Origin of the sequence: Amycolatopsis sp. WAC 04197 (genome assembly GCF_003947475.1) — a bacterium.
GTDB classification, from domain to species: Bacteria; Actinomycetota; Actinomycetes; order Mycobacteriales; family Pseudonocardiaceae; genus Amycolatopsis; species Amycolatopsis japonica.
In genome coordinates, this window is the sequence record NZ_QHJK01000003.1 from 409,043 (window position 1) to 434,071 (window position 25,029).

The window sequence follows — 25,029 nt, forward strand, 5'->3', positions numbered from 1 at the left end:
CCGTCAGGCCAACGGCCAGCTGTGGTCGCCATCGGGATCGTCGAGCCAGATGAACTGTTTGCCGGGGACGTTCAGCGCGGTGACACCGAACCGGATGGCGTCCGGTTTGTCGAGGGCGCCGAACATGGCGACGGCGTGCTCCATGGTGTCCCACAGCCGGTAGGGCCCGGACTGCCGGACCGCCCACGTGCCTTCAGCCAGGGGCGCCAGGTCGGCTTCGGCGCGGGCGGGACCGCGCTCGGCGACGACGACGCCGTGTTCGACGCTGCCGCCGAGCCGAAGGCCAGGGGCGTGCAGCCAGAGGAACAACGCCAGATCGGGCGATTCCAGGAGCACAGCGGGGTCCACAGCGGTGGTGCCGTAGTGCGGCATCCCGGCCGCAGCCGTCGACGGGCTCTGGCCGGGGGCGAACGGGCTGGTGACGTCGGTACGCATCGGCATGAACAGCACAGGAAACGGGTCGATGCGGCCACTGACTTCGTCGTTAGCGGTCTTGTCGAGCACGAGCAGCGGCCCAGCGGCACCAGCGTCGAGGGGGGCGATGATCCGGCCGCCGTCGGCAAGCTGGTTGATCCAGGCTGGCGGGATCGCGGTGACCGCGCAGGTCGCGATGATCCGGTCGAACGTCATCTCGCCCGGCCAGCCCGCGAACCCGTCGCTGGCGGCCAGATGCGGCTGGTAGCCGACTGCAGTGAGGTGTTCTTGGGCGGTGTCGACCAGCTTGGGGTCGAGGTCGAGGGAGAAGACGTTGTCCGCGCCGAGGCGATGCGACAACAGGGCGGCGTTGTAGCCGGTGCCAGTGCCGATCTCCAGCACCTGGTGTCCAGGTTCGGCGGCGAGCCGCTCCAGCATCACCGCCATGACCGCCGGCTTGCTCGAGGACGAGCTGGCGATCTCCCGCCCGGTCGTGTCGTTACTGGCAGGTCGTGTCTGGGTAGCCAGGGATTCGTTGGCGTAAACCGCGTCCAGCCAGCCTGGATCACCAGTGCTCAGCGAGGCGGGACCGTTAAGGATGTGCGGGACGAACAGGTGCCGGGGCGTCGCGGCGAACGCGTCGCGCCACGCCGGGTCGGCCAGGACACCGTCGGCAGTCAGCTCGGCGGCGAGGGCGGCCGCCCGGGTTTCCCAGGTGGCGGTGTCCAGGGCGTCCACGGTCTACTCCTCGATCAAGGCGTCGGCGATCGACGCGGCGATCGGCAAGTCGCATTCTTCGGCCAACCAGCCCCAGGCAGCGACCGCGTTCGCTTCGAGACAGGTCCACGTCCTGTCAGGCCCGACGACGAAGTCGAACGCGCTGAACGCCAGCCCCGCCGCGTCCAGGTACCGGACGATCCCCGCCCGGACGTGGTCAGGGACGTCGATCACCTCGTACGTCAAGGCGTCGTAGTCCGAGCGCCAATCTACCAGCGCCTTCTCGCTGCCGGCGTGGATCGCCACCGGGAAGAGCCGGTCACCGACCGCGGTCACGCGGGCCTCGAACCACTTCGGCTGCCACTGCTGAACGAGGTGCGCCGTCACCTCGATGCCGTCTAGTGAGCCGAGTTCGTCGCGGCCAAGACGGCGGGTGTAGACCAGGGCTTCGCCGCCGGACTCGTAGACCACCGGCTCGGCCAGCGGCTTGACTATCAGCTCCCCGAACCTCTCCGCGAACTCGCGGACGGCGTCAGCGTCGTTGGTGATCAGCGTCGGCGGCACGGTCAGGCCGGCCTGAGCCAGCGTGGCCAGCTGCCGCGGCTTGTACGCGGCGTCGGCCAGCGCCGAAGGGTGCGAGACCCAGCGCACTGGCAGGCTCGCCAGCACGCCACCGAGCCCGACCCGAGCCTGCGCTCGGGAGAACCGCAGCTCGGGACCGGACATCCCGGCCGGCATCACCGGTTCGGTCGGCTTGCCGTAGTAGACCGCAGTGACCTCGTGCAGCGGGACGTCATGCTCGGCAGTGAGCAGGGAGCCGCGCCAGCCATCGGCGTCCGGGGTCAACTCGGCGCCGAGGGAGAGGCTGAGCGGGAAGTCGCCGACGTTGACCACGTGGCGGCGAACGCCGCGGGTGCCGAGTTCCCGGCCGACCGCAGCGGCCGCCCAGTCCTCACGGATACCGACGACCAGGACCAGCGGATCGCGATGCTCAGTCATCCGGGGTGGTGTAGGAGTCGTCGATCATCTTGCCGTCCTCATTGCACTGGCGGGGATGCAGCGTGTCGTGAGCTGTAGTGCGATGCTTGGCCTCCGGCCGCACCGTGATCCGGCGTGCACGCACACCTCGCAGAATGAACGGCCGGACGGTGCTGGGATTTTCATCGCTGAGCGGCCGGGCGCCCGCGTTGACCGGGAACCGCTGGACCGTCGGCATCAGCGGATCACCGGCGCCTACGGATGCGGTGTCGAACTGCGACATGCTGATATCGACCTCCCGACTCGGGGTGTGCGGTGGCATTAGTCGTTGTCAACCCTGCTCAGGCCCAGGCATCTGGGCAAGATCCGTCCGAGCGAACGTCCTGGTCACGTCGGCGCGGCCGCAGCCACGACCCGCTCTCCGCAGCGCCGAAATCGGCAGGATGCCAAGCGCAGCGGTAATTCGTTGTCCGCCGAGATTTCGCGCGCGTTCCGCCGCAGCAGGCTAAGCAGGCGCCGGTCGGAAATCAACCCGCTTCAGGTCGGGGATAGTCTCGGCCAGCACCAGATCGCACGTGACATCGTCTGGATCCACCAACACCGCGCGGCCGTGCACATCGTAGAACAGCACCGGCCGCTCGCGCCCATCATCGAACACCGCCACCAAACCCGCCGGCGCTGGTGTGAACGGCCCCGCCATCGGCGGGCCGAACTGCACATCAATTCCGGCGTAGGGCAGCTTGACCCCTGCCATCTCCGGCCTCACCAGACATGTGCCGCCCGGGCCGAGCACCAGCGGATGCCCCTCATTGCTGAAGGCATAGATCGGGGTCGTCACACCTGGCTTGTGGGGGTCGTCCTCGAACCTGGCCCGCAGGCCCGGCGGCGCAGCCACTGCAGGCCACTCACCGCGCGCCCTCTCCCCGTTGTCGTCGCTCATCACGCAAGCCTTCCACGATGCGCCGTCGCTCGATTGCGGGCGCGGGCTGCTCATCATGCCGGGCCAGCGCGACGATGTGACCTACTGCCATGTCAGCCGATGTTCCGCCACCGCTCGATACGGATCACCTTCGTGCAGGCACGAGCCGAGGTCGCTTAGCCGGAGCGCGCTGAATACAACCCACACGTGTGAAACCATCCGCCATATCGAGCGAATATGGATGCGAACAGTTCGATCTACGCTAGGTAGCGCACAAGAGAATTTCTCTGCCTGGCTCACACTCCGTCGCCTGCAAAACAACGAGAGAAGGCGATCGCCGTGGCATACATACAGGATCGTTGGTGGAAGGATAAACGGAGTCCTTCGACCGGCGAACGCATTCGAGACGGCGCCGGAGTTCCAGCGCGCACGAAAACACCCCGCTTCGGCACCGGCCTGCGCTACCGCGTGCGCTTCACCGATCCCGACGGCGACGAGCGTTCAAAATCGTTCCCCGATGGGCAACTTGCTCTGGCTCGCAAGTTCAAGACGAAGATGGAGAACGACCTCTACGCCGGAATCTACATCAGCCCCAGGGCGGGCGACGTCAGCTTCGCGGACTTGTCAGTCATCTACCGGCAGGGCAGGTCGCAGGACGAGTCCAGCAAGGCCTCCCTCACCAATATCTTCGATAATCAAATACTGCCGTTCCTGGGCGGGAAGAGGATCAGGAACATCGACGTAGCGGTGGTGCGGCAGTGGAAGCTCTGGCTGGCCGAGCACTCCGACATCTCCGTCAACTACCAGGCCGATGCCTGGATGACCGCCTCCGCGACACTCGACGTGGCAGTCGAAGCGAGGCTGCTCGGAACTAACCCCTTCCGAAGCCGCCTTCTCTGCCCGCCACGACGTGTCTTTCATCGAGTGACACCGTGGCCGGCGGCCAAACTGCGCGCGATCAAGCAGGCGCTTCCCGATCGGTACAAGATAGCCGTCGCGCTCGGCGCAGGCCTCGGTCTCCGCCCAGGTGAAGTGTTCGCCTTCTCTCCCGAGAGCATCGACCGCGCGAAACTCACCTACAACTGCGATCGTCAAATCGTGTACCGCAACGGAATCCTGGCCTTCAAACTGCCAAAAGGACATAAATCCAGAACGATCCCTATGACCAGAGCCATCATCCGGATGATAGACGACTACACGGCGGCCTTCCCGCCCTGTGCCGTCACGCTTCCCTGGGCCGAGCAGGACAGGATCCTCACCCAGACTGTCAACCTGCTCATCACCGATACAAAAGACCGGCCGTGGCGCGGATCCACCTGGGGACAACGCGTATGGAAGCCCGCCTTCGACCAGGCCGGGCTCTCCTACCAGCGACAGCAGGACGGCATGCAGGCTCTGCGCCACTTCTACGCCTCACACCTGCTCGCCCAGGGCGTCACGATCAAGGAAATAGCCGCCTACCTCGGCCATTCCTCCGAAGCCTTCACGCTCAAGATCTACGTGCACCTGACCCTGACCAGCTACGACCGGGCACGGATCGCGATCGACACCATGTTCCCGCCCACACCGACCAGACGCAGGATGGCAGGGAACCACAGCCGCCGCATCAAGACGGCAGGACCGAGCCGCCAACGATGACATCCCGCTGGCCGCGTGCTCGACCAAAGCAGGCGCTGACTACGGCTGAGTTCCGCTCTAGCAAGGAAGGAGTACGGGCAATCTCTACGTGCGCTAGCAGGCTTTGATTTGTCCTAGCGCGGCTGTGGCCACGCCTTAGCTGTGTCTTCGCGAACTCGGTCGTTCTACCGAGCCGGTTCGCGACGCCGGCCTTACCTTCGGCAAGCCGCAACGTCAGAGCCAACGCATCGCGGTTCTTCACCCACTCGGTGTCCTCGAGCTTGGCGGCTTGCCACTGATCGCGTCGAATTCGGCACCCGCGGCAGCAGATCCAGCACCCCGCCTAGGCGAGTTCAGGCATTACAGCGGCAGGCACGCGTAGCTGTAACACATTCGCGAGGGCAGCAGACTAGTGATGCAGCGCCGAACGTCGAGCGGCCACTCGTCAACACTTCAGGAGTTTCTGCACGTGCCGATTACCCAGCATCAGCGCCGTCAATCAGAATACGCTTCGCGCGGTCGGCCCAGGCGCGTCTCTCCTGCCGGCCACGAAAATGGGATTTTCAAGATTTTGAACTAGGCTTCGCTGGAACAATTCTTCTGATCGTGTGCGGCAGCAACATGTCACGAAGTTGCATCGGCCGGGATCGGCCAGTCATGGTGATACCACCACTCACGACCCCGGCCTGCAGGTAAAACAGTCGCACTGTCAGATGTCGTCTTCTGATCAATTGCCGTCGTCGCCGTTTCCGCCACCACTTCGCATAGCCGATCACCTCCACTTGGAGATGGACGGTCCGGACGAGGTGGTCGCGGCCCGCGACCGTCGGCCAATGCACAGGGCACTCCCGTCAAGAGAGGGAAAGCAAGTGGTCTCAGCTGGGAAAACCGAGCGCGCTGAGCCGTGCGCGCAAGTCCGCGGCCGCGGACTGGTAGCCGAAGGGGCCGACGGAACCGTCCGACGTCTCTTTCAGCCACCGTTCGAGCAGACGTACCAGCTCATTCGCCAGGCCGATGTCCGCTTCGGGGTTCGCCGCGATCCCGTATTCGACCGCCTGCAGCAGGACCGGAGCGGCGCGAAGTGCGAACAGGCTGTCTTCCAGCGCCGGCAAGAGACGATGTGGCTGGTAAGGCGGTTCAGCCATGACCTGGTGCACCCAGGTGTGCGCTTGACGCACCCACTGCTCCGCCTCCGAATGTTCGCCCCGGTCCGTCAACAGGGAGGCGAGGCCGGAGGCGGCATCCGCGGCGAGATAGCGACTGCGGGCCAGCGGCCGAATGTCGCGGTCCCGGTTGTACAACCGGGACCGGCCGGGAATCACCGACGTGGTGAACAGGTGGACAGCGGCGCGCAGGTCCTCGATGTCGTCCTTGCCCGCCCCCAGGAAGGCCGCGTAATTGTGCAACTGGAAGCTGAGGCCGCTGTGATCGGCCTCTGGAGCGAACAGGTCCACCTCAACGGCGTCCGCGAAGGTGCCCCAATACCGGCGCAGCGCCCCGCCGATGTCCATTCCCCGCAAGCCGGTCGACCGCAGCGCGTTGAGCTCTATGCATGCAACCACAAGCAGATCGGCCAGCAATCCGGGATCGATCCGGTTCGCCTCCGCGGCGTCCAGGCAGGCATCGGCGGCGGCCATCACCGCCACGGCGGACTCGGGCCTGACGTGCCCGGTGTGCCGCTCGACACTGGCCTGCTGCACCGCCAGTCGCAGCCTGCTGTCCACCACGACCGGATCGTCGGGATCGAAGACCTCATCGAGCAGTTCGGACAGACCGCGGACCAGGTCGGCGAACTCCGGCCCGGCCAGCCAGGCCGATGGTGCGAGCAAGCCCATTTGCCGGATGATGCCCATCGTCGCCAGCGCGAACGCCCGCCGCGTGAACAGCGGCATGCCGACCAGTTCGCTTGGCCGGGGCAGCCGGAAAGGTACCGCCATCGCTTCGGCCAGCGCGTTTCCGGTCTCGTCCCGGCCGGGCAGTGGCCCTCGCCCGTACGCCCAGGTCTCGACCAGCTCTCGAACCAGCCCGGACGAGGGGACCATGGCGTGAACCTGCTCCTGGCCCGGGACTCGCTCGGTCACCCAGATATGCGCGACCCCGTCCGGGGCCCCCATCTCCACCAGCAACCCGATCAGTTGGTCGACCACCCGGTCGCCGACACCGCCGCGGAGGCCGGTCGGTTCTTCGTCGCCGACTCCAGGCAGGGTCCCGGTGGCGTTGAGCCGGGCAGCCGCGATCCCGTCGAGGAAATCCAAGTCCCTGGGGCGCATGACGGGATCCGGAGAACGCTCGGCCGCGACGGCGCCGATCTCGCACCTGGCCCTTGCTTGCTCGGCGAGCCGCGGCGCCAACGGAAATTGCGGCGCCGCGAGCGACGCGCGCTGAATCACCCGCGCGGTGAGTGCCGCGGACACCAGCGCGGGCTGCGACCGGTACACCTCGATTGCGGCGGCGGACCACGCGGCGATCCACTGCATGGGCGGGAGCTCGCCGCCGTCGGCCGTGCGCAGCATCCCCAACGCGGTCCTGATCGCCTCGGCGACGGGGCCGAGCAGCACATTCGTCGCGGTGAGCACGACCGCCGCCTTGGTGTCCGGGCCGAACCGGTTGACCGTCGCCGCGACGATCTCGTTGGGCAGCGTCCCGCCGTCGCCGGGCAGGACCGCCCGGTCGTGGACGAACCACTCGCCCTCGCGCTTTTGGCCCCGCAGCCGAGCTGCGGCGGCTCTCGTCGGCAGAGGGGCGCCGCGAGCGATCTCCGAGACGGTGATCGCGCTGAAGTCGCAGACCCAGGTCAACGGCTGGAACGGGTTGTGCTCGGAGGGGACGCCGAACAGCGGCGCGACCTTGCGGGCCAACCGGGCGGGTACCAGTTCCGAGCGTTTCTCGACCAACTGGGGCACTACCGCGGGCAGCAACACCATCCTGCATTCCACCTCTCCGCTAGGCCAATGGTGTCACACCGGGCGAAGGCATGATCGCCCCTGCCCACGCCGTGACCTGGTCCATCACAGTTCAATCACTTGCTCGCATAAAAACTTATGTAAGTGTAGAAAGTTCGCCATGCCTTCCATTCTATCCCCCGTTCGGTCCCCCAGACCCGTGTCCGAACTGTCCACCGAGGTCGTCCGCGCGGCCTTCGACGAACTTCGTGAAGTCCGTGAGCAGCTGCACATCAGCCACCAGATCTCCCGCTGCGACCTCCGCCTGATCCTGCGTGAGCTGCGCTACGGCCAGGCACCGCCCGAAGAGGTGGAGTCGCACACTCGGCTCGTCCTCTCCGGCGACTGCGTGTGCCGGGACCTGATGGCCGACGTGCTGCATGTCGTCACGACCTTCTTGACGGAGCGCGGCGCCACGATCACCAATCCTCCTGGCGCGGTGCGCATCCACGTGCGCAAACGCGTACACGACGTACTGAGGTCCTACCGATGTGCTCGCGGTGCCCAAGCCAAGCCCAAGCAGGCACGCGGTAATCGGTACGGGCGGGCACTTCCCGACGAGGAACACCGCGCGCTGTTCGGGCACCTGGTCGACGAGGCCGGCTACTCCGCGCCGCTGCCGGGAAACGGCTACCTGATGCGCAGGCTGGCGGAGCGGTGCGCGTCAGAGTTCGACAAGCCGGTGCCGTACTACCTCGAACGGGTTCCCGCGATGATGAGCACGATCCGGCGCGTATGCAGCACCGGCGCGCGGGTCAACGTCGGCACCAGCGCCTCCCCGGAGTACGTGACCTGGTACGACGCTTACATCGACCGTCCGCTCGGGCGCAGGCCGGACACGACGGTCACCTCGCTGTCCGAGGACGGCGCCTCGCCATGGGGCTGCGATCACGTCGCCGATCCGAGCGCCCAGTCCGCGTTCGCCGCCGTGGAGCTCCGGGACGCCGATCCCGATCCCGACTCGGTGGTGATCGACACCGTCGTGACCCGGCTCTCCGAGGTGTCGCCGGACGAACGGGAAGCGGACCTGCGGTCGGTGCTGCTCAGCTTGGCAGACGGCGGCTTCCTGCCCCGGCGGCGAGCGGAGTCCCTGCTGTCCGACCCGGACGGGATGGGCGACGTGATGTCTCGGGTCCAAGCGGTCATCGAGGCGCGAGGCGGAAGAGTGAACCGTGGCTGACACACCGACCGCGCACCAGGACGCACTCCGGCTGGCCGCGCAAATCCGGGAGCGCCCTGACCTGATCGACCCGGCGACGGCTGCCGAAGCGGGGGTCGACCTCCTTCACTCGCTCGAGCCCGACGCCCGCACCGAGGACCTGCGCCTCGTGACCGGCTTGGTCGGATTCGCCGTCCGCACCGCGCCCGACCACCCGTCGGTCTCGCGGTGGTGGGCCGAGCTCGGATTCGCACACGGTCGGGTCGCCGAGAAGATCGACTCCGCGGCGGAATACGGCACGGCGATAGCCTGCTCGCTCACCGCGGTGTCCGCCCCACAGGCTCCGCCGGTGGTGGCCGAGCGGGCCGCTGTGGACGCGGCGAACCTGACCGGTTCCCTGCTGCGCTCGGGCGCGGTCACCGCCGAGCGGGCACGGCAGCTGATCAAGACACTCGACGAGCTCTCACTGTCCTGGACCGAGGCCCTGAACGCCGTGCACTTCGAGTTCGCGCGGGCGTGGGCGCTGCGGTGGTCCTACCCGCTGACCTCGGACGTCGCCGAACTCGTGCGCGCCGCCGACATTCTGCGCCGGACGCTGACCGCACCGGTGCTGACGGAAGCGGCGGAGGACAGCGTCGAGGGTTGGGATCTCCTCGCCACCGTTCTCGAACAGCTCTACGTCGCCAAGCCTGACCTGACGCTGCTGGAAGAGGCGCTCGGCGCCGCGGTGAAGGTGCGCGACCTGCTGCCCGAAGACCACGAGTGGCTCCCGGAAGCCCACGGCGTCGTGGCCGCCATGGCCGAAGAGATCTTCTGGAACAGCGATGGCGAGGCAAGCGCGTTCCTGGAAACAGCGGTCACGTCCTTCGCCGCCAAACGCGCCGCGATCGGCTTGGATGACGACGAGACCGTCTCCTACGCACTACTGCTTCAGGCCCGCGGGTGCACCGAGGAGGACGTCTCGGCCCTGTCCGACGCTGTCGAGATTCTCCAGACACCTGAGCGAGCGCCGGGGGCGGAGGCGGTGCTCGCAGGCCTGCACGAACTGCTGATCCGCTTCAAGGGCCCACAGCACGCCTGGCAGACCATCGACTGGACAACCCGCGCGCTGGCCCGGACAGACCTCGGCCCTGAGGTCGTCACACCGTTGCACGGCAGCAGGATCATCGGACTCACAGTCGCGCTGGAGGCGTTCGGCGGCGGCGAAGTCGCGAGCCGGTACGACGTCGACGCCATCCTGGCCGCCGCCCGGAACGAAGCGATGGCGAGCGAAGACGCCGCTCATGCCGAGCTGGGGTTTCAAACCACCCAGCTGCGCGGCCAGTGGGAAGCCGACCGGTTCCCGCTGGACACCGATCGGGCGCAGGCCACCTCTGTGGAGATGGCCGACGCACTGCGCCGAATGCGGGCGTACGCCGACGAAGACCACCAGCCCAAGCTGGCCGCTGTCGCCACCCTCATCGAGGACATGGTCCCGGCTGTCATGGGCGACCGGGACCCGGGCCCGGTCCGCGCCGCGTTGCAGGACGCGAGCCTCTAGGGTTCGGCCGAGGCGGACGATCTGCTGAAGGGGATGGACCAGTGGACCGCGTTGAAGGCGATGGTGGACAGTGGGCAACCGGTGGAGCCACAGCGCCTCCAGGAAGTAGCAGCGAGCATCGGAGCACTGGTACCGGACTCGGAGCGGGACACCGGGCCGGGCACCACTGCTCACCTCATGAGAGCGTTCGCCGAGGCGGCCGCCGTGACGGTGGACGGCGACACCGCCACGCGGTCGGCCGCCTATCTGAAGGTCATCCGGCTGTGCGACGAACTGCCGGAGAACATGATTTCGAACCCTCTCGTCCGGACTGTCCGCGGTTTCCTCGCCGCCCGGCTGGCCGTAAGCGGGCACGACAGCGATCAAGTCGACTCCGTCATCGAGGATCTGGAGCGGGTGCTGGAGAACCGAGCGGGCCGGCGGGCGGAGGCCGATCTCGAGGTCACCGAATCTCTCGGGCAGCTTCTCCGCCGGCGCCGCGGACCCGGCGACGCCGCGCGCAGCAGGCATCTGGGTCTGTGTGCGCTGGTCCGGCAAACCTGGCGTGTGCTGACCCATCCGATCCGGGACGAGAGCGCCTTGATCCCCAGGTTCGCTCACCTGGTAAGCGATTGGTGCCGGGAAGACGGCGCGAATGACGATCTCGTCCTGGCCGTCGAGGCTGAGAGAGGTGTGGCGCTGGCACGTGGCGCCGGAGATGAGTTGCTCCGCCGTCACCTCGCCGATTCCGGTCGCGTGGACCTCGCCGAAGAGTGGATCGCCGCATACGAAGCCGATGACCCCTGGGCGGCCCGGCACCTGGATCTGGCCTCCCGTCTGTCCGAAGAGGACGAGCAGGCGCTGGCCGAGCCACTGGGACCGGAGGAGATTCGTCCGTTGTTGCGGGGTCTGGGGTTGGACGCTCTCGTGTACCTCGTGCCCCGTAAGGCGTCAGCCGGTGGGCTGATGGTGGTCGTCCCGGCCGAGGGCGCGGTGACCAGTGCCCGATTGCCGCTGCTGACCGGGGAGTGGTTCACCAAGAACACTTCCGCCGAGCCTGCCGCGCTGAGCGGCTGGGCATGGCTCGCCGGCGGCGCGGCTTTGCTGGCCGCCGCCGAGGCTGTGGCCCCGGGCAGAATCCCGCGTGTCGCGGTGGCCTCGGCCGGCGCGCTGGGCTCGGTGCCTTGGGCGGCAGCTTGGCGCGAGACAGGCTCCGGGCGCAGACATCTGGTCGAGGACGTCCAAATCACCGTCGTCCCGTCGGCGCGCCTACTCGCCCGTTCATCTCCCGCGGGCGGGAAAACTGTTGTCCGGCAAGGAGACTCGGTCCGCTTGTCCGGGCCGGATCACGACGAAGTGAGCAGGCTGCTTGTCAAGGGCACGCGCTCGGTGGTGCGTGGGATCTGGCCGGTCACGGACGACTCGGCGCTGATCTCGCTCTTCTGGCATTACGTCGGCGAAATGCCGACGAATCCGGCGGCCGCACTCCGTGAAGCACAGCTGCGGATGCTGGAGAACCCCACCGACATCGTGAACTGGGGCGGATTCACGCATTTCGGGGGATGACGGCGCGGCCGTCCGTCAAACGGGACTGTGGGACTGAACACCGAGGAGCTCAAGTGGATCGCGATGGCGACCGCGGTGGCCGCGGTGCTGCTCGTGGGCGGGGCCAGGTTCGCCGCCGCGATCAGGCTCCGACGGCACCGGGATCTGATCGGCGACGCGCTGGAGCGCATGTGCGCGCTGCTGTCGGAGCCGGCCACCCGGCCACGGCTGCAGGGTCTGGCCCACGACGTGGTCGAGGTGCTGGCGCGACAGGACACCGCCGCATCGGCCTTGCGCGCCAAGGACTCCCCCGCTGCGGAGAGCAGGGAGGGGCTGGCACTGCTGGTCGCGGCGGATGCGCTGACGACGACGATCGAACCGATCCACGCGGGCCGGCCGGACGACAGTGTTTGGGAGGAGGCGGCCGTGGCACCGAGCGTGGGGGAACATCCTCAACTCAAGGAAATCATCGAGCAGATGGGGCGCAGCAGCACCCGTCAGGTCGCGATAGGCCGGATGGTCCTCAGCGAAGGCGACCGGTTCGGTCTCCCCGAAGCGGGAGCCAAGGAGCTTCTGGCGGCGGCGTTCGATCGAGCACGGCTCGCCGTACGCGACGCCGAGCGGCTGGCCGAAGACAAGGGGCCGCTGGTCGCGCTCGCCGCGTTGACCGCCATCACCATCCCCGTGCCGGAATCGGGGTTCCCCGGCCAAGCGGTGGCGGACGAGCTGCGCACTCAGGTCAACACCTTGGCCCGGCTGGGGATCCGGCACCACACCGCCTTGTCGCAGTACCGAGCGGCCGAGAGCCGAAAGGAGCGGCGATGACCAGCCCCACCCCCGAGGGAACCTACGGCAAGCGCGACCGGCGGATCGACCGGCGGCGCGGCCGGCGCGACGGCAAGCGCCGCACCCCCGCCTACAACGACGTGCTGGCCATGATCTCCCAGGAAGGCGCGATCACCGCGCCCTATCCCAAGTACCTCCAATGCATCGCGCTCGACGAGATGGCCGAGCAGCTGGCCGACTTCGTGAAGCAGAGCAAGCCGCGGCTGGAGGCGCTCGAGGTCCTCCGACGGCAGTACGCGAACACCAAAACGGAGCTCGACCGCGCCACCGACGGTGTCATCGCGGCGGAGACTCCGCTCACGGAAGCGGAGCTGCTACCGCGCAGCCGGGCCGAAACCCGGCCTGACCAGGCGGTCGTGCTCCACAGCAGGCGCGAAGCGGCCAGAGCGAGGCGGATCGTGACAGCGCACGACGGCGAGGCCTCGCTGCACCACGAGCTGGGCGAGCTGGCCAGCCGGATCGCCGCCGCCGAACAGGTGATCCGCTCCGACTTCACGCTCGCGCAGACCCGGGCCAAGCAGCTCAGCGCCCGCAGCGCGATGCGGGTCAGCGCCTACTGGGAGCACTTGGTCCTCGCACACGCGGAAGGCATCCACCTGGCCCCGGCGATCAGGTACACGAGCCAGGTCCTGCCCTCATGGGTGTACGAATCCGTGACCGGGGAGCCGGAAACCCTCGGACAGGGGCACTACGAGCTGCTGCACGTCATCGAGCACGTCCGTCCGGCGACGCCGGAATCCGAAACCGAGCCGGCATCGAGCCGGAGGAGCACGAGCGATCCGCATGAAGATCAGGAAATCCCGGGTTGAACGGCTCCCGCGTTCGATCGAGAAGAGGCTGCGCTACCTGCGGAAGCGGGAAGCACCGGAGATCGTGACGGCGCAGCTGGCCGAGGACATCGACCGCAAGGTCGCGGCAGTCGGCGAGGGCGCCGACCCCACGACGAGCATCGAGAACTACGTCATGGCGCACAAGGCCCAGTGGGCGCTGAAGATCAAGGACGAGCATAACCGGCTGCTGACCGAGATCGGTGGCCTGGCCGCCGAAGCCGACGCCCTCGTCGAGTACCGCCGGATTCTCTGTGAGGACCAGCGCGACGTCCTGGACGACCTGGATGCCGCGGTCGCGCATGCCCTGGAACGGGTGACCGACCCGGATGCCCCCTACCACGAGCCGATCCGCAGAAGCGAACGCAGAGGCGGGAAGAAATGACCGAACCAACGCGACCGCTGACGGTCCTGTCCCAACGCAGGCGCGTGATCCGCGGTGATGCATCACTCATCGTCGGTCTGCCGTGGACCACCGGATTCCAGTACCTCGTGCTGCTGGCCGCGGCCGCGGTGGACATCGTCGCCTTCAACCAGATCCTCACGCAGGCGATCGACGAGTACGAGGAGGTGCTCTGGGGGTTCGTCGGCGGATTCACCGTCGTCTGCCTCGCGCTCTCGCACACCGCGGGCAAGCAGTGGAAGGAGTCGTCGTTCCACCGCCACGTACCCAACGCGCGCTCCATCGCCATTGGATGCGGCGGGGTCTGGCTGGCGCTGGGACTGATGGCCTTCGTGTTCCGCTGGTTCTACGTCACACCGGCTTCCGGCGGCACCACCGTCGAGAACGAGGGCCAGGCGCCGTCGGAGGTGGCCGACAACGCCACGCAGGGCAACTACTTGTCCGCGCTTTTGTTCCTCATGCTCTATCTGGGTACTGGCGTCCTGTCCGGCGCCATGGCCTACAAGCTGCACAATCCGGCCGCTCAGCAGTGGGTGCGAGCGGTAGCCAAACGGGCAAAGGCGGCGACCCGGCTGGCCGAGCTCGAGGCAGGGCTGGTGAGGGCGGAAGAGCTCACCAAAGAGGTCGGGGAAATACGGCAGCGAGCAGACCAGGACATGGTGCTGTTCCTCGCGCTGCCGGACAGCCTGACGGCCAAGGTCCTCGCCGACGCGGAACTGAAGCTGCTCGGTCGCGGGTTGGCCGTTGGCGAGCACCGACGACAGATCACCGGTGAAGACAACCAGAACGGGAAGGACCGACGATGACCTCTCTCCGGTCCCGCGGAGACGGCGCACGCCTGCTTCGCGGCGTGGTCGCGGGAGCCGCCGTCGCGGCCCTGCTGACAGCATGCGAGCGAGAGCCCGCCGTCTCTCAGGGAGACAGCCCCGGTCGCCAGCCGGGTGAGTGCGTGGCCGCCACGGACAAGCCGGTCAGCCTGGTGGTCGGTGCGCGGATGGGCAGTCAGCGGCCGAACATCACCACCGAGGTGAAGGACCTGTTGTCCGGCGCGGTGGCGAGGCAACAGGGTGTCCAGGTGTTCCGGGTCGACGGCGAGCCATCGCGCGTGGTGAAGGTCTCTCCCGTGATCGACGGCAAGAGCGAGCCGCAGCGCAAGCAGCAGGTCGCGACCGCCGTCCAGCAGATCACCACCGCCGTCACCGACCTCGGCGCGAAAAAGCCGGAGGCGGACGGACTTTCCGCGCTGTCACAGGCGGGAAAGCTCACGGACGACGGCGGCACGGTCGTCTTCATGGACTCCGGACTCTCCACCGCCGGCGCAGTGTCGTTCCTCAACGGTGGCATGTTCGACGCTGACCCCGTCGAAGTGGCGAACTTCCTCGCCGCCAAGCAGCTTCTGCCTGCCATGCAGAACAAAACCGTGCTCCTCGTCGGGGTCGGCCTCACCGCCGAGCCCCAGCCCGCACTGGACGACAACCTGCAAAAGCGGGTCACCGCACTGTGGGAGGCCATCCTGGCGAGGGCGGGCGCCAAATGCTCGGCCGTGGTGCAGGTGCCCAGCAGGCGGGAGGCCGCCAAGGCCGACCAGCCGGTTTCGAAGGTCGCGCTGCCCGCGCCGGTGGTGTTCCGGTCGTGCGGTACGACGGTGTTACAGGACAGTGGAGCGGTCGGCTTCCGTCCGAACAAAGCGGAGTTGCGGGATGAGACGGCCGCGCAGAACACCTTGCAGGCGCTCGTCTCCCAGTTGACCGGCGGTTCGCAGAGGGTGACCCTGGTCGGCAACACCGCCACCCACGGCCCTCCTCAGGACAGCGTGACACTTTCCAAGCAGCGAGCCGAGACCGTGAAAGCACTGCTGGTCAAGGCGGGCATCGCCGCGGACCGCGTCGGCACCGTCGGTGACGGGCAGACCGGCAAGTACCACAAACCCGACCTCGGCCCGGACGGGACGCTCGACCCGGTTGTGGCCGCACAGAACCGGTCCGTGGTGGTCGAGCTGTCATGCGCCGGATGAGGCGGTGACCACACCGGACGGTGCCCCGCGCACGGTGTTCGACCCGGGGCGGGGACCGGCCGCGCAGGACGGGCCACCGACGGAGATCGATCCGGGAAGAAGCCCTCTCGACGGCGGCGCCCAGACCGAGGTCGAACCCGGTCGCACCCGGCCCGCCGGTGCGCGACCGGACCTTCCGGCTCGGCTCGCCGAGCGGTTCCGGGTCGAGCTCGACATCACCGGTTCGGGCAACCAGGGCGACGTCTACCACGTGGTCCGGCGGGCGGATGACGCTCAGCGGGTCCTCAAGGTCCACCGGCCCGGCTGGCGCCCGGACGACCAGGTCGTCGAGTTCCTCCGGCAGGAGTGCCCCGAGCACGTCGTCGGTTATGACGAAACCGGGGTGGAAGACGATCGGTTCTACGCGGTCATGCCGCATCTGACCGGCGGGAACCTGCTGGACATGCGCAACCGGGCACCCTCCGGGCTCGCCCCGGACGTCCTTGCCGAGGTGGTTCGCCAGCTCGCGTCCGGGCTCGCCGGAATCCACGCGGCAGGCATCGTGCATCGTGACCTCAAACCCGCCAATCTCCTGGTCGCCGCCCGGGAACCGCTCACGATCGCGATCGCCGACTTCGGTATCTCCATCCCTGTGCCCGCGGGCGAGACCTACACCGAAGACTCACGGGCAGGCACCCTCCCCTACACCCCGCCGGAGTTCGCCGTCGGCCAGGTGCGCCCGGCCTTCGACTGGTGGTCCTTGGGCGTCTGCGTACTGGAACTCGCCACTGGGCAAGCCCTCTTCCCCGGTATCGACGAAGCGCACATCATCCGTTCCCGGATCATCTCGCGCCCCCTCGACACCGCCGCCGTCCCGGACGACGGCATCCGGCTGCTCTGCGACGGCCTGCTGACCATCGATGTGGACGAACGCTGGGGTGCCGAGAAGGTCGCCGCCTGGCTGCGCGGCGAACGTCCCGAAGTCAGCGCCTCCGCGCGCCCGTCCACGCGGGATCCTTCCGCGACGCGGCCCTATGTCTTCATCGGACGTGAGTACTGGGACAGACAGGAGCTCGCGGCCGACCTGATCAAGGACTGGGGACTGTCGCTCGCGGTGCTGTGCGGGGACGACAGCGAACCGCGGAACAGCTTGCTCGCGTGGCTGAAGTCCTTCCCTGACAACGGTGTCCGCATCCCAGCGCCGCCGCGCCGAGCTCCCGCGGACGTGCGGCTGCTGCATCTCATCCGCGCGGTGGACCCGACCTATCCGCCCTGGTACCGCAGGTGGAACATCACGCCCGGCGGCCTCGCGCCGCTCGCTCAGGAGGGCTACGAGGGCACCATTCCGAGCACCGATGTCGTCACCGAACTTTGGGACCACAAGCTGTTCCGCCTGCTCAGCACCGGCGGCTCGACCCAGACCTTGTCGAGCGGCCTTGGGCTCGTCGAGACCGGCAACCGATGGCAGAACGAGCAGGAGCGGCTGGCCGCGCACGCGGCCGGCGTGCGGGACGCCGGCGCTCGGCGGGCCGCCGAGCGCTTCCTGCGCGAGGAGCGAGGGCGGGCCCTGTCACTTGCCCTGCTCGCCGCCACGGCCAACACGGAGAACAGGCGGGAAATCCAGCGAGGGCTCGACGAACAGGCGCGTACCTTCCGCCTGAGCTGGTTCTCCGAGCTCGTCGCCGCTCCCGACTACCACTGGGTGGCGATGGCACTCACGCCGCACGCGGAAGCGGAGTCGGCGCGGCTCGCCGACGAGGAGCGTGCCCGAAGAGCACATGAGGATTGGTTACGCCGTACCGAAGGCCTGCGCGACTGGTCGCGCAGGCAGAACCGTCCGCAGGCGCTCAGCCACGCCGCCGCCGGGGTCGCCGCGATCGCCGCGTTCCTGTTCGCGCTCGTAGCGCTCGGCGATGTGGCCGACGTCGCTTCCGAAGCCCAAGTCGTCAACTCCTGGGTAGGTGCGGCGGCGGCACTGGTGCTTGGCCTCGTGTCGGAAAGTGTGCTGGCCTGGGACAGCGGCGGCCGGTTCCACCCAGCCTATTCGCTGCTCGGCGCGGGCCGGGTGGCGCTGGGCAGGCTTGCCAGGAGCATCGTCGCCCGCCGGATCGCCGGCCCGGCCTCGCTGGCGGCGGCGGGAACACTGGTCGTTCTCACCATCTTCGCGCCCGCTGTCCTGCCCTTCCTGGTCGCGTTCCTCCTGCCCCCGTGGGCGTTCCGGCGGTACCTCGACTGGCGAGCCCAGGACCGCCGCGAGCGCGCGATCTTGGCGCGCCCCCGTGAAGACCGTCCGTCATCTACTCGATGAGGAGGTAGCCATGAGTTCTGGAACGATGGCCGTCGCACCTGCCGGTCTTCCCATCGTCGCGGCAGGAGCCCTGGTCGCGGGGGCGCTCGCGGTGACGGCCGGCGCGGTACTGGTCGCCAGGGCGGCCAACGCCGCCGCCGAAAGCGCGGTCAGGGCGATCGGCGAGGCGGGTGCACAACTGGAGGCCGACATCGCCGCCATCGAGGCGACGGAGGAGGCCGGGCAGTGGCGCAGGCGCGCGGTGGCCGATGTCGTGGCGTTCAACGCCCGGCTGTGCCTGGTCCGCGAACGTGCCAAGGCGGCCGGGGTCGCCCTGCCCATTCCGCGTCCTCTCGCGCTCTCCGCCGAGCTCAGCGCCGAGGGCGCGAGGCAGTGGGTGTCCGAAATGGATCGTGAGATCGCTCGGCTGAACAAGCAGCTGGACGCGGCCGCTCCCCCGCTGCGGGTCACGATCACCGCGAAGATCAGCCTGGCGGCAGCCGACCTCTCCGCCGAACTGGACCGCCACCGTCACGCCGCCGCGGATCGGCACGTCAAACGGCCGGCGGTCGTCACCTCCTCGTCGATCACCGACGTGATCAGCCTGCTCGATCCGGACGCCACCGCACGGGAACGCGACATGGTGCTGGCCGATGCCGCCGCCATCCCGGGCCGCGCCGAACAGTCCTTGTATCTCAGCAGCCTGCGGTCCAAGATCGTGACCAAGCTCAACCCCGGCATCGAGCGGCGCAGACTGGCCGCCACCTGGCTGTCGAGCCTGGAGGACGGCCCGCTCGCCGAGGTCGTAGCCGACGCCGATCCGCCCACTCCGTTGCGTGGCACGGCGGCCGCCCTGCGAGAGGTCGTCGCGGGCAACCGTGACCTGAGCACGGAACTGCGCGCCGAGGGTGCCTGCCTCATGACGTGGGCCGAGGATGTGGCCGGACGTGCGTTCCTGCGCGATCTGGTCCTCAAATGCCTGACCGAGGACGGCCACGAAGTTCTGGAGACGTTCGAAGGCAAGGAATTCACGGGACTCCGTCTCGCCCGGCCCGAATGGGGGGATCAGCACGCCACCGTGGTCCGGGTGCGTGACGGCAACATCATCGAGCACCATCTCGAAGCCACCCGCACCCCCAAAAGCGACAACGACAAGGTGATCAACGAGGAGCGGTGCGCGATCACGAACGCGGGTATCGAATCCGTCGCGACCGCCGCGGCCGCGGCCGGAGTGCGGATCCGGCTGGAGGAAACCGCGCCGCAGGTTTCCGGGCAGACGCCCGTCGACATCACCGTACAGGCTCCGAAGTACCACTACCGCAAGGACGTCCGATGACCACCGACATCGACGGACAGCGGATCCCCGCGTTCGCGGGCGAAATCGCGGGCACACTGGCCGTACACTCGCAGTACGTGCTGCACGGCAACATCCGGGATTCCTTCCTCGTCAGTGACGGCGGCGCACCGCAGGTCATGCCGATGCTTCCGCTGCTGTGGCATGTGCTGCGCCCCGCCGGGTTCGCCGCACTCGTCACCTACGACGCGGTGACGGGCATCGGCGTCCATCCGGCGACGAACGAGGCATACCGTGCCGTGGACGAGGTGCTCGGCAACAACGTCCGTGGCAGGCGCCCGTCGCTGGAACGGCTGCGCACACATCTGACCAAGGTGGTGGGGACGGCCGAGCAGGCCCCGCTGGAGACCAACAACGCCCGGCCCGCGGCTGGCGGGCAGGCAGGCAAAGCGGGGCGGCCCGCCGCACGGCTCGCCTTCGTCGTCGACCACGCCTCCCGGCTGATCCGTTCGCCCGCTCAGCTCGACGAGGGCGAGCGCGACCAGTTTCTGTTCTTCCAGAAGCTCGCGCTCACCGCGTCCCGGTACGAGTACCCGGAGTGGCCGCGCGCCCTGTACAACCCGATCATCTGGCTGGTAGAGGGTGAGCGAGATCTGCCGATCTGGTTCACCGCCGGGATCGAGTCCATCCGCACAGTGGCCGCCCCGATGCCCACCCTCGACGAACGCCAGGACATGGCCCGGCTGGTGCTTCCGATGCTTCCCAAGGCGGCGGTGGAGCCGGAGCCGGGCCGAGTCACACCCGAGGAAGAGATCGCCGGACTCACCGAGGGCATGACTCTCGAATCCCTGCTCAAGATCGCCACCCTGGCGATCGACCGCGAGTTGGGCGTGGACCGCATCGCCGACGCCATCCGGATCTTCAAACTCGGCATCGACGACAACCTGTGGCGGCGCACCAGCGTCCGGACGCAGATCACCGAGGGCCAGAAGGTCATCGCCGAAGACGTTCTCGGCCAGGAACGGGCGGTGAGCAAGACGCTGGACATCCTCAAACGCGCCGCGCTGGGACTTTCCGGTGCCCAGGCCGCCAATCCGGGCCACCGGCCGCGTGGTGTGCTGTTCTTCGCGGGTCCCACGGGAGTGGGCAAGACCGAGCTGGCCAAGCGGGTCGCCAACCTGCTCTTCGGCGACCCACATGCCTACCTGCGGTTCGACATGAGCGAGTTCGCCGCCGAGCAGGCCGCGGACCGGCTCATCGGCGCACCTCCCGGCTATGTCGGCTTCGAGGCGGGTGGTGAGCTGACCGGGGCGGTGCGGCGCAGGCCGTTCCAGGTGGTGCTGTTCGACGAGATCGAGAAGGCGCACCCGCTGGTATTGGACAAGTTCCTGCAGATCCTCGAGGACGGCAGGCTCACCGACGGCCAGGGCATGACCACCTATTTCTCCGAGTGCGTACTGGTGTTCACCTCCAACCTCGGCATCATGAAGACCGACCCGAAGACCGGCACCACCTATCGGCTCATCGAGCCGGGTACTCCCTACCAGCAGCTGGAACACAGCGTCCGCACCGAGATCCGCGACCACTTCACCACCGAGCTCAAACGGCCCGAACTGCTCAACCGGTTCGGTGACAACATCGTCATCTTCGACTACATCGACCCGGCGGTGGCCGTGCGGATCTTCGAACTACAGCTGCGCAACGTGGTCACCAAGGTGCGTGCCGAGCTGGGCGTACGGCTGACGCTGTCAGCCGCCCCGCACGCGCAGCTCGCGCGGCTGTGCACGTCGGACCTCGAGAACGGTGGCCGCGGCATCGGCAACCTGCTGGAGAGCAACCTGGTGAACCCGTTGGCCAGGGAGCTGTTCGACAAGAACGCCGGGCAGGGCGATCTGGTCGAGGTCCTCGAGGTGCATCCCGGCGACAGGGATCAGGGCCCCACGCTGACCGCACGGATCACACCGGGCGGCGCTTGATGAGCCGAGTGTGCGCGCAGGACAGCTCGGAGATCTTCGACGACGAGAAGTCCCTGTGCCCGAAACACCTGTGCCACCTGCTGGCAGTCGGCGACGAGGTGCCGATCCAAGAGTTGTCGATCCGACAGATATCCGACCGCGTCGGCGGGCCCGGCTCGGACTCCGAGCAGCGGACGCCGTGGAGCCACGACCGCTGCTGGCACTGCGGGAAGGAAGCCGCGGCGGGCAACACCCGGTGCACGCAGATGACCTGCGGTCGTTCTCTGACCCCGCCGCACCTCCACATCAAGTTCGCGGGCGGGGAAGTCGAGCTCTCCGCGGGCGTCCGCGCCGAACTGGGCAGACTCGGCGAACACCAGCGCCTGTTCGCGAGCTACCCGAACGTGTCCCGCGCCCACGCGGTGGTGTGGGTCGACGCCGAGGGGACAGCCTGGATCGACCCCCTCCCCACCCCGAACGGGACCTTCCTGAACGGCGTCGAGATCCAGCCAACGCTGAGCCGCCGGTTGGCGTCCGGCGACCGGATCCGGTTCGCCCGCGACGCCGAGGGCTCGATCACCCTCTATGAACGCTAGCCAGGAGAACTCGCCGTGACTCATCCCCCGCAGAACTCGTTCGCAACGCGGGCCGAGCCGCGGCTGCCCGTCGCCACCGAAGAGCCGCGCACTCCCGCCGCGGTGCTCATCGCCGAGGCGAGCGCGCGCGGAGCGGCCGACGCCCGCAACCACGTCCGCGACGGCTGGTCGTTCACCGATCCCTTCCTTCCCGCTCAGGAGGCCGAAGCGGCGAAGGAGGACTACGTGAATGTTCTGCGTCAACGATGCCTGGCCGCGGTCGCGTCGGCACGGGACCGCCACCTCTCGGTGCTGAACCAGACCGCGCCGCTGCGGGCGCGGCGAGACGAGGCACGGCAACGCATGGTGGGCGCGCAGCTGAGCATGAGCCGCCTGGCGGGACAGGAAGCATGGCTACGGGAGCCCGATCTGGACCGGCCGCCCGCCGCCGAGGGCGACCCTGCCGCGGAGCCGGTGCCCGTGGACGACCCGGTGTGGGAAGGAGAGACCACCGCACTCGGAATCCGGTGGCGAGTGCTCATCCTCACCGGTCTCGTCGCCGCGCTCAGCCCGTTGCACTTCATGGTCTATCAGCATTTCCTGAAGAGCGCGCAGCCCGGCGCGGCCTGGGCTCTCGGGATCTCGTCCGCGGTGCTGATGGTGCTGGGACCACACGTCACCGCGCTCATGGTGCGCTCTGGCCGGGCCACCGGCAGCGACGGTGCCCTCACCCCGGCGGCGGTGGTACTGGCGGTCGCCTGGGCGACGATGGCGATCTTCCTCGGTATGGTCGCGGCGGCCGTCGTCGGCGTCGATCAAGTTCGTCTGGCTTCTCTCGATATCACCGGCACGACGCTGGTGGTGACGTTGACCGCCGGCTTACTCGTCGGCGGCTCCGTCTCGTTCATGATCGGCCTCGCCCGCAGGCACCCGTTCCAAGAAGCCTATGCGGAGAACCGGCGCCGCTTCGAGGAGTTGGACGCGGAGCTGCAGCAGGCGGTTCTGCAACTCGATCCGGGCTTCGCGGACTTCGGTGCGGTCGTTCCGGAAAGCGACGACCGCCAGCCGGAGACCCTGATCGAGGCCATTCAAGCCGCCTACCGGGCGGCGGAGTACGCCTACTTCGACGCTCTGTCGGCCACCATGGGCGACGCGTCTTTCACCGAGGCCGTCGAGCACCGGCTGAGCGTCCTGCGCCAGGAGGACGCTCAATGAGCGCTCGGTTGCGCATCAGTCGGACCCACTACCCCGTCCACGCACTGGGCCCTGGGAACCGGCTGACCGTATGGGTGCAGGGTTGCACGTTGTCCTGCAAGGGATGCATGTCGCTGGACACCTGGCCCGCCGACGGTGGCGTGGAGGCATCGGTCACGGAACTGGCCGCGCTGTGGCGGTCCGCGGTCGAACAAGGTGCCGACGGTTTGACGGTGAGCGGCGGAGAACCGCTACAGCAAGCGGACGACCTCGCCACCTTCCTCACCGCCGCGGACGAGGTCCGGCGGGAGGTGGCCCGGGAGCTCGATTTCCTGGTGTACACCGGCTATGACGAGGACGAGCTGGACGAAACGCGGCTGGCCGTGCTCGCCCTCGCCGATGTCGTGGTCTTCGGCCGGTTCGAGGTCGCCAAGCCGACCAAGCTGGTGTGGCGGGGATCGGCGAACCAGCGGATGGTCCCCCGGACCGAGCTGGGCCGGCGCCGTTATTCCGGCTTCATCGACCATGCGCCGGAGAAGGGACCGCTCCAGATCGAGGTCCGCGGCAATGATCCCTGGATCATCGGCACGCCCCGCAAAGGGACGCTGCGCAACCTCGACCGGTCCTTGAAGAGCGTCGGGCTCCGAGTCACCGACACCACCTGGCGACCCTGAGGCGTGTTCGCTCTCCAAGTACGATCAGGACGGCCGAGCAGCCCGACACGGCGAGAAACGGTCTAGTCCGGCGTTCGAGGTGATCGTCCACCTGACCCGGGATAGGCACTTGTCATCAATTCCCGTCCGGTCCATCGAATCCGCGGAAAACGGCTCCTAGCTTCGGTTTTACCGAAGCAATCATGAATCCCAGGAGCCTTCCGATGGCCGAGAATGACTTCTTCCGCACCGTTCCCGACGAGGTCCGGCAGCTGGCGAGCCGGGGAGAGCTGGCCGTCCGCGCGGCTCTCGCCCGCGGCGATGCCCGCAGATGCCTGCGGGCATCCGTCTTCGAGATCGCCCAGCCGGTCGTATTCCGGAATCTCACCAGGAGGCTGGAACTCAAACGCGGCCACGACCGCTGTGCCGTAGCGGTCCGCCACCTCGACGACAGGTGCCTGGACCGGTTCCACGACGACATGGAAGCCGTTGTCGACGACGTGTTCCGCAACGCGCGCATCCCCATCATCTCTTTGGAGGGCTGGATCCACAGCCGTCTCTCCCATTCGACCGTCGACGGCTACCGTCGCCGACGCAGCGAGCGCGGCGCATTGCAGCGCCCCAGGGTTCCCCGCTGGCTGGCAGCCGAGCTTGACGAGGACCCCACACTGATCGCGCAGGCCGTCGACATCTTGGAGTTCGCCGGCTCGGACATCGCCATGGGTCCCGGTATCTGGCCGACCGAGCAGTGGGCCGAGTACCGCGTGGCTCGCGGCAGCGATCCCGCAACCGCCCAGCAGCTGGTCGAAGACGCGACCGAAGTGGTGCTGACGGCCATGCGCGTCCGACCGAAGTGGTATGTGGACTACGTGGAAAGGCCTCTGGGGCACAAGCGATTGCTGTCGGTCCCGCTGCCGCGTTTCTCGTCGGAGTACGGCGCCGACTCGGCTTTCCGCCTGGAAGAAGCAGATCCGCTCGAAGAGCGGGCGGCCGTCGCGATGGCGGCGATCGACCGCAGGATCGCCGACGGCGAGGCACCCGAAGCCGTTGTGGTGGAGGTGGTGTCGTCGGTATTCCACGACGAGCCGTGGGCCGACGGTCCCGCGGCGGTGGGCCGCGTGCTCGCCGCCGCGGCCGCCCGGTGATGAAACGTCCGTCCGTCAAAGAAGAGAAGACGCGATCGAGGAGGCTG

21 protein-coding genes are annotated in these 25,029 nt (G+C 68.1%); 16 read left to right on the forward strand and 5 right to left on the reverse strand.

The window, feature by feature from the left end:
• Window positions 1–3 precede the first annotated feature (3 nt).
• From DMC64_RS14915 to DMC64_RS14930, 4 genes are all read right to left on the reverse strand, one after another.
• Window positions 4–1,152, reverse strand: a complete 1,149-nt coding sequence (locus DMC64_RS14915; RefSeq protein WP_125733995.1) for a methyltransferase domain-containing protein — start codon at window positions 1,150–1,152, stop codon at window positions 4–6.
• Between the two features lie 3 nt (window positions 1,153–1,155).
• Window positions 1,156–2,130 carry a hypothetical protein gene (locus tag DMC64_RS14920; protein WP_125733996.1) on the reverse strand — a complete coding sequence of 325 codons (975 nt, stop codon included), beginning with the start codon at window positions 2,128–2,130 and terminating at the stop codon, window positions 1,156–1,158.
• Window positions 2,123–2,392, reverse strand: a complete 270-nt coding sequence (locus DMC64_RS14925) for a hypothetical protein (RefSeq protein WP_125733997.1) — start codon at window positions 2,390–2,392, stop codon at window positions 2,123–2,125. The genes DMC64_RS14920 and DMC64_RS14925 overlap by 8 nt, the downstream gene beginning before the upstream one ends.
• 222 nt (window positions 2,393–2,614) lie before the next feature.
• A complete protein-coding gene (locus DMC64_RS14930) occupies window positions 2,615–3,049 on the reverse strand; it encodes a hypothetical protein (RefSeq protein WP_125733998.1) in 435 nt (144 codons plus the stop codon).
• A gap of 318 nt (window positions 3,050–3,367) precedes the next feature.
• Between DMC64_RS14930 and DMC64_RS14935 the strand changes: the two genes are divergently transcribed.
• Window positions 3,368–4,666: a site-specific integrase gene (locus DMC64_RS14935; protein ID WP_125733999.1), complete on the forward strand. Its 1,299-nt coding sequence runs from the start codon at window positions 3,368–3,370 to the stop codon at window positions 4,664–4,666.
• 854 nt (window positions 4,667–5,520) lie between these two features.
• Here DMC64_RS14935 and DMC64_RS14940 read toward each other — a convergent pair.
• Window positions 5,521–7,569, reverse strand: a complete 2,049-nt coding sequence (locus DMC64_RS14940) for a hypothetical protein (RefSeq protein WP_125734000.1) — start codon at window positions 7,567–7,569, stop codon at window positions 5,521–5,523.
• Between the two features lie 178 nt (window positions 7,570–7,747).
• Here DMC64_RS14940 and DMC64_RS14945 point away from each other — a divergent pair, with 178 nt between their 5' ends.
• The 15 genes from DMC64_RS14945 to DMC64_RS15015 all read left to right on the forward strand — a co-directional run bounded on the left by DMC64_RS14945 (window position 7,748) and on the right by DMC64_RS15015 (window position 24,982).
• Entirely contained in the window at window positions 7,748–8,767 is a 1,020-nt protein-coding gene (locus DMC64_RS14945) for a hypothetical protein (RefSeq protein WP_125734001.1), read from the forward strand.
• Window positions 8,760–10,286 carry a hypothetical protein gene (locus DMC64_RS14950; RefSeq protein WP_125734002.1) on the forward strand — a complete coding sequence of 509 codons (1,527 nt, stop codon included), beginning with the start codon at window positions 8,760–8,762 and terminating at the stop codon, window positions 10,284–10,286. Before DMC64_RS14945 ends, DMC64_RS14950 begins: the two co-directional genes overlap by 8 nt.
• 33 nt (window positions 10,287–10,319) lie before the next feature.
• Window positions 10,320–11,831 (forward strand): CHAT domain-containing protein, encoded by a 1,512-nt coding sequence (locus DMC64_RS14955; protein WP_125734003.1) that lies wholly within the window; start codon window positions 10,320–10,322, stop codon window positions 11,829–11,831.
• A 27-nt stretch (window positions 11,832–11,858) separates the two neighbouring features.
• Entirely contained in the window at window positions 11,859–12,635 is a 777-nt protein-coding gene (locus tag DMC64_RS14960; protein WP_125734004.1) for a hypothetical protein, read from the forward strand.
• Complete coding sequence (locus DMC64_RS14965; RefSeq protein ID WP_125734005.1) at window positions 12,632–13,465, forward strand: hypothetical protein; 834 nt, start codon at window positions 12,632–12,634, stop codon at window positions 13,463–13,465. The genes DMC64_RS14960 and DMC64_RS14965 overlap by 4 nt, the downstream gene beginning before the upstream one ends.
• Entirely contained in the window at window positions 13,440–13,868 is a 429-nt protein-coding gene (locus tag DMC64_RS14970) for a hypothetical protein (RefSeq protein WP_125734006.1), read from the forward strand. Before DMC64_RS14965 ends, DMC64_RS14970 begins: the two co-directional genes overlap by 26 nt.
• On the forward strand, window positions 13,865–14,692 hold the full coding sequence (locus DMC64_RS14975; RefSeq protein WP_125734007.1) for a hypothetical protein: 828 nt from the start codon (window positions 13,865–13,867) through the stop codon (window positions 14,690–14,692). The genes DMC64_RS14970 and DMC64_RS14975 overlap by 4 nt, the downstream gene beginning before the upstream one ends.
• Window positions 14,689–15,900, forward strand: coding sequence for an OmpA family protein (locus tag DMC64_RS14980; RefSeq protein WP_125734008.1), 1,212 nt, complete (start codon window positions 14,689–14,691; stop codon window positions 15,898–15,900). Before DMC64_RS14975 ends, DMC64_RS14980 begins: the two co-directional genes overlap by 4 nt.
• Before the next feature lie 4 nt (window positions 15,901–15,904).
• Window positions 15,905–18,187, forward strand: coding sequence for a protein kinase (locus DMC64_RS14985; protein ID WP_158634217.1), 2,283 nt, complete (start codon window positions 15,905–15,907; stop codon window positions 18,185–18,187).
• Window positions 18,188–18,197: 10 nt separating this feature from the next.
• Window positions 18,198–19,502, forward strand: coding sequence for a hypothetical protein (locus DMC64_RS14990; RefSeq protein WP_125734010.1), 1,305 nt, complete (start codon window positions 18,198–18,200; stop codon window positions 19,500–19,502).
• Window positions 19,499–21,436: an AAA family ATPase gene (locus DMC64_RS43630; protein ID WP_125734011.1), complete on the forward strand. Its 1,938-nt coding sequence runs from the start codon at window positions 19,499–19,501 to the stop codon at window positions 21,434–21,436. Before DMC64_RS14990 ends, DMC64_RS43630 begins: the two co-directional genes overlap by 4 nt.
• The gene (locus DMC64_RS15000; RefSeq protein ID WP_125734012.1) at window positions 21,436–22,011 is read left to right on the forward strand and encodes an FHA domain-containing protein; all 576 of its coding nucleotides are present in this window, start codon (window positions 21,436–21,438) and stop codon (window positions 22,009–22,011) included. Before DMC64_RS43630 ends, DMC64_RS15000 begins: the two co-directional genes overlap by 1 nt.
• Before the next feature lie 15 nt (window positions 22,012–22,026).
• Window positions 22,027–23,205, forward strand: a complete 1,179-nt coding sequence (locus DMC64_RS15005) for a hypothetical protein (protein ID WP_125734013.1) — start codon at window positions 22,027–22,029, stop codon at window positions 23,203–23,205.
• On the forward strand, window positions 23,202–23,858 hold the full coding sequence (locus DMC64_RS15010) for a 4Fe-4S single cluster domain-containing protein (protein WP_125734014.1): 657 nt from the start codon (window positions 23,202–23,204) through the stop codon (window positions 23,856–23,858). The genes DMC64_RS15005 and DMC64_RS15010 overlap by 4 nt, the downstream gene beginning before the upstream one ends.
• 203 nt (window positions 23,859–24,061) lie before the next feature.
• Window positions 24,062–24,982: a hypothetical protein gene (locus tag DMC64_RS15015; protein WP_125734015.1), complete on the forward strand. Its 921-nt coding sequence runs from the start codon at window positions 24,062–24,064 to the stop codon at window positions 24,980–24,982.
• Window positions 24,983–25,029 lie beyond the last annotated feature (47 nt).